This is a genomic window from Corallococcus sicarius, assembly GCF_003611735.1.
Classification (GTDB): Bacteria; Myxococcota; Myxococcia; order Myxococcales; family Myxococcaceae; genus Corallococcus; species Corallococcus sicarius.
Genome location: NZ_RAWG01000432.1, coordinates 1 through 6,366, shown reverse-complemented (window position 1 = coordinate 6,366; position 6,366 = coordinate 1). Strand labels below are relative to the sequence as shown.

Genomic DNA, 6,366 nt, shown 5'->3' with positions numbered 1-6,366 from the left:
GGCTCCCCCTCCGGCGCGGACTTCTTAGCCCATGCGGGACACGGAGCGTCCTGACCTTCTAGGCTTGAAATGCCGGTCCTTCGAGGACCTGGCCCCAGTACGCGAGGACCCGCCCTTGAAGCCCACCCTGCCCCTGCTGTGCGCCCTGCTGCTGGGGCCCGTTGTCGCCCTGGCGGACCAGAAGGTCACCGTGCCGGTGGACGTGGGTGTGGGCCCGGCGGCGTTCCTGTTCTTCGGGCCTGTCTTCGACGACCAGCCCATCCACACCGGGTTGAAGCTGTCGGTGGACGCGGTGCTGGACAAGGAGTGGCTGCGCAAGAACCAGCGCGTCATCCCGAACCGCTACCGCAAGCAGTCCCGGAAGGTGGAGGAGATCCGCATCTCGCCGTCCATCTTCATCCCGGACTCTTTCATCATCTCCCCGAAGTATCGCGACACGGGGATGTACGGCGTGACGTTCAAGCCGCTGGCGCTGGGGCTGCCGCTGTCGTCCAGTCCGGTGCGCTTCTCGGTGGGGGCGGGGCTGGTGTTGACGTACGCGTACATGTTCTCCGACACGCTGCCGGACACGCACTTCCTGCGGCCCGGCCTGGACGTGGGCGCGGACCTGGAGTTCCAGCTGTCGAAGAGCTTCCTCATCAGCGTGGGCTGGGAGTCCACCCTCTACGTGCCGCAGGAGCTGGGGGGGCTGGGACTGCCGGACTCGGTGGGGGACGGCATCTTCCACGTGGGGCAGGCATACCTGCAGTTCCACTTCCGGTTCCCGTACACCACGCGGCTGTAGCGCTCGCGCCGGGAGGGGGCTCGCGTCTAGCCTGCCGCGCACCATGCCCCTCGTCCTCGCCACCGACGCGCAGAAGGCGCAGCGTGACACCGTCACCCATGCCGCGTGGGGTTCACCCCTCAGCGTGGCGCAGTACCAGGAGCGCGAGGCGCGGCTGCGCGCCCACCCCTGGTGCCGCGAGGGCATGAACACGTGGCTGTGGGTGGCGGACGACGGCGCGGTGCTGGCCTCGTGCGAGACGTTCCACACCGACAGCTTCCTGCGCGGCGCGGACGGGACGTTCACGCAGGGGGACAGCTACGCCATCGCCAGCGTCTTCACGGAGGACCACCTGCGCGGCCGTGGCCATGCGACGCGGCTGATGGACGGCGTCGCCGCGGAGCTGGAGCGCGTGGCGCCGCGCCCGCACTCCGTCGTGCTCTTCTCCGACGTCGGGGCGCCGCTGTATCGACGTTCGGGGTACGTGGACGTGCCCGCGTGGGACTGGCACCTGGACGCTTCGGAGGTGCCCGAGGGACGCCCGGTGGACGGTGGGCTTCAGGAGACGGACGTGGCCGCGGCGCTCGCGCGGATGCAGAGGCCCCAGGCGCCCTTCTACCTCTGGCCCAGCGCCGCGCAGGTGGACTGGCACCTGGAGCGGGAACGCGTCTACGCGGAGCTGCTGGCACGCCCGAGGCCCCAGACGTGCGGCGCGGTGGTGGGCGACTCCACCGCGCTGTGGTCCATGGTGGCCCGCTACGGCGACCTGGTGGTGCTGATGCTGGATGCGCGCGACGCGGCGGACGCGGCGGCGCTGCTCACGGAGGCGCGCCGTGTGGCGCACCGGGCGGGGCTCCAGCGCGTGGTGTGGTGGGAGGAGCCCGCGACAGCGCCGCTCGTCGCGGGCGTGCCCGGCGCGGTGCGGGTGCAGCGGGACGGTTCGCTGCCCATGCTGCGGCCCCTGCGCGCGGGATTGCCTCCCGCGCTCGAAGTCCCCTTCCCTCGCGCCCTCTGGGTGTGAGGCGCGCGGCGCGATTGCGTCAGGCGACCAGGGTGGAGAGGCCCTGGAACAGGGTCCGGGCCTGGTCGCGCGACGGCATCCCCGCCTCGCGGATGAGCTCCTCCGGCAGCCGCTGCGCTTCCACCTCATCCCCGAGGATTCGCAGCGCGTCCTGACGGGCCTGGAGCAACCGCTGCCGCTGCGCGGGCGTCAGCTTCTCCTGGGCCCACGCATCCACGGCCCACGCCAGCTCCGCGTGACGGACCTCGTCCCGGGCGATGGTGCGCAGCGTGCCGCGCACCTCCGTGTCCTGCGCGGTGCGTGACTGCCAGCCCGCCACGAAGGCGCCGAAGGTCTCCCGCACACAGCCTTCGACGGCATTCTCCAGGATCATCTCCTCCAGCGAGCGGGACTCGAAGGGCGGCAGGTCCACGTCCGGCATGGTCGCGCCGTGACGTTGGGCGAGCGCCTGCATCGCGCGGGTGTGGCGGACCTCGTCCCCCGCCGAGCGGCGCGCCGCCTTCACCAGCGACTCCGGCGCGCCGTGCGCCTTGAGTTCGTCCGCGAGCCGCAGGAAGGCCGGGACCGACGCGGCTTCCAGCCAGGCCGCGTGCGCGAAGAGGGCACCGAGCGCGTCCCCTGACTGCGACGCGAGGGCGTCCCTCAATCCCTCCGGCCGACGCCCATCATTCATGCAGGTCAGGTATCTGCAGGTGATGTCCGCCCGGCCAGCGGTCTCGGACTTGCTCCCTTCGCAGCGAAGGAGGAGGACTCGGTCGTCGGACTGCTTGGGGCATTTGGCGCAGGAGACCTCGCTCGGAACGGTGCCATCCGGATTGAGGGGAACGGTTCCACCACTCAGGCTGCCATAGCCGGACCCGCAGTCCTCGCCGCTTCCGCAGGCCAACCCCAAGGGCAGCAGCGGAGCCGCCACCAGCAGGCCATAGAGGGTACGGCGCAACAACCGATGCTTCGGAATCACAACCCGCGTCTGACTCGGCATGGAATCCCCCTCGCGGTTTCACTCTGGAAACCGGCTCGTGTCCCCAGCGCCGGCCCGGCGGAGACTTGAGGGGCGCAACACTATCCCAGACGTGTCAGGGGGCAACAGGTCCCCTAGGATGCATCCATGGCCGAGCGAAGGCGCATCATCGAGGGCTCGTGGAACTGCACATCCTGTGGCGCCAGGAACATCCCGGCCCGTCACAAGAACTGCCCCTCGTGCAACAACCCACGGGAGCTCACCGGCAAGGAGTCGGAGTTCGACTTCGGTGACGTGGACCCGGTCACCGGCAAGTCCACGCGCGAGGGCGTCACCGACGCACAGGCCCTGGACCTGGCCGGCGCGGGCGAGGACTGGTTCTGCGCCTACTGCGGCGCCTCCAACCGCGGGGACGCCAAGGTGTGCCGGCAGTGCTCCGCCGAGCGGGGCTCGGACGCGAAGGCCGCGCCCGTCGCGGACCTGTCCCCGAAGCCGCCGCCGGCACCGGCCCCCAAGCCCCGACGGCTGAGCAAGGCGTGGATCATCGTGCTGGCGGTCCTGGGCTCGTGCTGCTTCGGCACCTGCGCCGTGGGCTACTGGGGAAACCTCGAGCATGACCTCCAGGGCGAGGTGGTGGCCACGAGCTGGCGGCGCGCGGTGGTGCAGGAGCGCTTCGTGCCAGAGACGCACACGGGCTGGAGGGATCAGCTGAGCACCACCGCCCCGCGCATGCCGGTGAACGGCGCGGGGGAGGTCCCTGGCGTGACGAACATCCGCGGCTGCGTGTCCCGCCAGCGCGGTACGCGCCGCGTGGCGGACGGCACCGAACGGGTGTGCCGGACGAAGACGCGCAAGGTGGCGTGTGGCACCGAGGAGAAATGCAGCCGCCGCGACAAGGGCAATGGCTTCGTCGAGGAGGTCTGTCACGACGTGACGAAGTACTGCAACGAGTCCTACGAGGACTGCCAGACGGAGACGCGCTACCGCAACGAGCCCGTCTACGCGCAGCAGTGCGACTACGACACGTATGCCTGGAAGCAGATGGACCAGCGGGAGCTCAAGGGCACGGACGAGCCACCGCGCTGGCCGCAGCTGAGCGCCGGAGCGAACGAGCGGGTGCGACGCGAGGAGTCCTATCGCGTGAGCGTGCGCTATGAAGACGACGGCGTGAAGGAACACGTGCTGGAGCCCACGCGCGAGGACGAGTTCCTCCAGTGGAAGAAGGGCCAGGGCGTCACGCTCACCGTGACGAACCTGGGCAAGGTCGAGAAGGCCGTCCGGCGCTAAGGCATTTCGAGGGAGTTCCATGGAGTGCACCCGCTGTGGCGCCTGCTGCGTGGCGCCGGACATCGCCGCGCTGGACAAGCCCCTGGGGCTGAGGTGCCCGCACCTGGGCGCGGACAACCTCTGCACCGTCTACGAGCAGAGGCCGCAGGTGTGCCGCGACTACGCGGCGGACGACGTGTGCCGGCGCATCGAGGCCCCCACGCTGGAGGAGCGCGTGCACAACTACCTGGCCCTGTTCCAGCTCACCGGCGAAGCGGAGGCCGTGCGGACCTCCGGCTGCGCTTCCATGCGGAGTGCTCGGGCGGTGGCGGCCCTGTCGTCGCGCACGCGGGTGCCTGGAGGCGTCGCGTGAAGTTCCAGCCCACCGAGCCCTTCGTCCCCGCGCCGGGGATCCGCGGCGCGCATGCGCAGACCATCTACGCCTCGCTCGCGCGCCCCACCCGGGTGCCGCCCCTGCGCCGGGAGCGGCGCGAGTTGCCGGACGGAGACTTCGTCGACCTGGACAGCTTCGACGGCCCCACGGGCGCGCCGCACGTGGTGGTGCTGCATGGGCTGGAGGGCTCGTCCCAGGCCGGCTACGTCACGGAGGTGCTGCGGGGCGCGGCGAAGCGCGGCTGGGGCGCCACCGCGATCAACTTCCGCTCGTGCAGCGGGGAGCCGAACCGGCTCGCGCGGGCGTACCACTCCGGGGACACGCACGACACGCTGCTCGTGATGGAGGACGTGCGGGCGCGCGTCACCGGCCCGATGCTCGCGGTGGGGTTCTCGCTGGGCGCCAACGTGCTGTGCCGGCTGCTGGAGGAGACGGGCGACGCGGCCCCGGTGGCCGCCGCCGTGTCCATCAGCGCGCCGTATGACCTGGCGGCGTGCTGCCGGAAGCTGGATGCCGGCAGCGGCTTCCTCTGGCTGTACCGCATGCGGTTCCTGCGCACGCTCAAGAGCAAGTCCCGGGAGAAGCTCGCGCGCTTCCCGGGCGCGTTCGATGGGAAGGCCATGCTGGCGGCTCGGACGATCCACGGCTTCGACGACGTGGTGACCGGGCCGCTGCACGGCTTCGAGGGCGCGGATCACTACTACCGGGAGGCGTCCTCGGGGCCCCGGCTGGGGGACATCCGCCGGCCCACGCTGCTGCTCAGCGCCGCGGATGATCCGATGCTGGAGTCGCCCGTGATTCCGGCCGCGGCGCGCGACAACCCGTTCCTCAGCGTGGTGCTGACCGAGCACGGCGGCCACGTGGGCTTCGTCGCGGGGCGCCTGCACCGTCCCTCGTTCTGGGCGGAGGACCAGGCGCTGAGGTTCTTCGAGCAGGTCCTCGCGGAGCGTCCGGCGGCGGTGTAGCGCCTGCTCGAACGCCGGGATTCAGCCGAAGAAGAGCGCGAAGCCGAGCTTCGCGGAGGGCTGCAGGGTGCGCATCATCCACGACCGCGTCTCCACGGGAGACAGCGAGTCGCGGAAGGGCTCATCCAGATTCTGGAGACTGGGGACCGCCATCTCCATGAGGCTCATGCCGCCGCGCACGAAGAAGCTGAGGCGCCGCGTGGCATTGAACTCCAGGCCCAGGTGCGCGCTGGCGTACGAGTAGCCCACGCGCTCCATGGAAGAGGCGGGCAGCAGCGTCCGGTCCGCGAGGCGCCGGTTCAAGGTCTTGGTGCTCGCGGCCTGTGCGTGGCCAAGCTCCAGTGAGAGCGAGGGCGAGAACTTTCCGCTCAGCGGCAGGAGCGTGAGCCCCGCGCGAGCGGCACCGCGCAACCCGTTGTGCGCGCCACCGATGTGCAGCCGCAGGTGCGGCGACGGCCGGAAGACACCAGAGAGCCCCGCGCCTTCAGGCATGCCCGCGTCGAGCATCAGGCCGAAAGGAGCCAACCGCTCCGGATCATTCGTGCGACGCCGGACGACTTCTTGTGTCTGGGCAATGGCCGTTTGCGCCGACAGGACGACCACCGCCGCGGTGAAGATGGACACCGCTCCCATGAGGCTTCTCCCCGTTACAGATATCGCGGCTGCGCGCGATGAGAATTGCGAGGCGTGCCAGCTCCCGAGAGCGACCCATCCGCAGGACCCGGCTTCTCTTCGTTCCCCCAACCACCACTCATTGCTGTCTTTGATCCACGTCGTGTACCGGCGGTCGCGTTCCTGTCATCCGCCGTGAGGCGTGATTGCGACTGCTACCGCACCGACATGCCCTGCGTGCGTCACTGATCTTCACTCCCGTCCGGCACGCTGCGACCTGCTTGCCGGACTCCCCCAAACTGCGCACTGCCCCGTCCCGCCGCCCAGCCCCGTGTCGCGTGATGCTTGCTGCCTTGCTCGACCGCGCTGCGTGTTGCCCCGACC

At 70.5% G+C, this 6,366-nt stretch carries 7 protein-coding genes; 5 read left to right on the top strand and 2 right to left on the bottom strand.

Features of this window, described 5'->3' with window-relative positions:
- Positions 1-115: 115 nt before the first annotated feature.
- Together D7X12_RS37890 and D7X12_RS37885 are read left to right on the top strand one after the other, a co-directional pair.
- A complete protein-coding gene (locus D7X12_RS37890) occupies positions 116-784 on the top strand; it encodes a hypothetical protein (protein ID WP_208719544.1) in 669 nt (222 codons plus the stop codon).
- Between the two features lie 43 nt (positions 785-827).
- On the top strand, positions 828-1,784 hold the full coding sequence (locus tag D7X12_RS37885; RefSeq protein ID WP_120630044.1) for a GNAT family N-acetyltransferase: 957 nt from the start codon (positions 828-830) through the stop codon (positions 1,782-1,784).
- Between the two features lie 19 nt (positions 1,785-1,803).
- On the opposite strand, the gene D7X12_RS37880 is transcribed toward D7X12_RS37885, so the two are convergent.
- Positions 1,804-2,457, bottom strand: a complete 654-nt coding sequence (locus D7X12_RS37880; protein WP_147443922.1) for a hypothetical protein — start codon at positions 2,455-2,457, stop codon at positions 1,804-1,806.
- 435 nt (positions 2,458-2,892) lie between these two features.
- Between D7X12_RS37880 and D7X12_RS37875 the strand changes: the two genes are divergently transcribed.
- The 3 genes from D7X12_RS37875 to D7X12_RS37865 are packed head-to-tail and all read left to right on the top strand — an operon-like array spanning position 2,893 to position 5,370.
- Positions 2,893-4,032, top strand: a complete 1,140-nt coding sequence (locus D7X12_RS37875) for a zinc finger protein (protein WP_120630042.1) — start codon at positions 2,893-2,895, stop codon at positions 4,030-4,032.
- Positions 4,033-4,051: 19 nt separating this feature from the next.
- Positions 4,052-4,384 carry a YkgJ family cysteine cluster protein gene (locus D7X12_RS37870; RefSeq protein ID WP_120630041.1) on the top strand — a complete coding sequence of 111 codons (333 nt, stop codon included), beginning with the start codon at positions 4,052-4,054 and terminating at the stop codon, positions 4,382-4,384.
- A complete protein-coding gene (locus D7X12_RS37865; protein ID WP_120630040.1) occupies positions 4,381-5,370 on the top strand; it encodes a hydrolase in 990 nt (329 codons plus the stop codon). Before D7X12_RS37870 ends, D7X12_RS37865 begins: the two co-directional genes overlap by 4 nt.
- A gap of 21 nt (positions 5,371-5,391) precedes the next feature.
- Here the strand turns inward: D7X12_RS37865 and D7X12_RS37860 are convergent, their stop codons facing one another.
- Complete coding sequence (locus D7X12_RS37860) at positions 5,392-6,003, bottom strand: hypothetical protein (protein ID WP_120630039.1); 612 nt, start codon at positions 6,001-6,003, stop codon at positions 5,392-5,394.
- Positions 6,004-6,366 lie beyond the last annotated feature (363 nt).

Coding starts and splice junctions, on each gene's coding strand:
- D7X12_RS37885 (WP_120630044.1), top strand. CDS start 828: ATGCCCCTCGTCCTCGCCACCGACGCGCAGAAGGCGCAGCGTGACACC.
- D7X12_RS37880 (WP_147443922.1), bottom strand. CDS start 2,457: ATGAATGATGGGCGTCGGCCGGAGGGATTGAGGGACGCCCTCGCGTCG.
- D7X12_RS37875 (WP_120630042.1), top strand. CDS start 2,893: ATGGCCGAGCGAAGGCGCATCATCGAGGGCTCGTGGAACTGCACATCC.
- D7X12_RS37870 (WP_120630041.1), top strand. CDS start 4,052: ATGGAGTGCACCCGCTGTGGCGCCTGCTGCGTGGCGCCGGACATCGCC.
- D7X12_RS37860 (WP_120630039.1), bottom strand. CDS start 6,003: ATGGGAGCGGTGTCCATCTTCACCGCGGCGGTGGTCGTCCTGTCGGCG.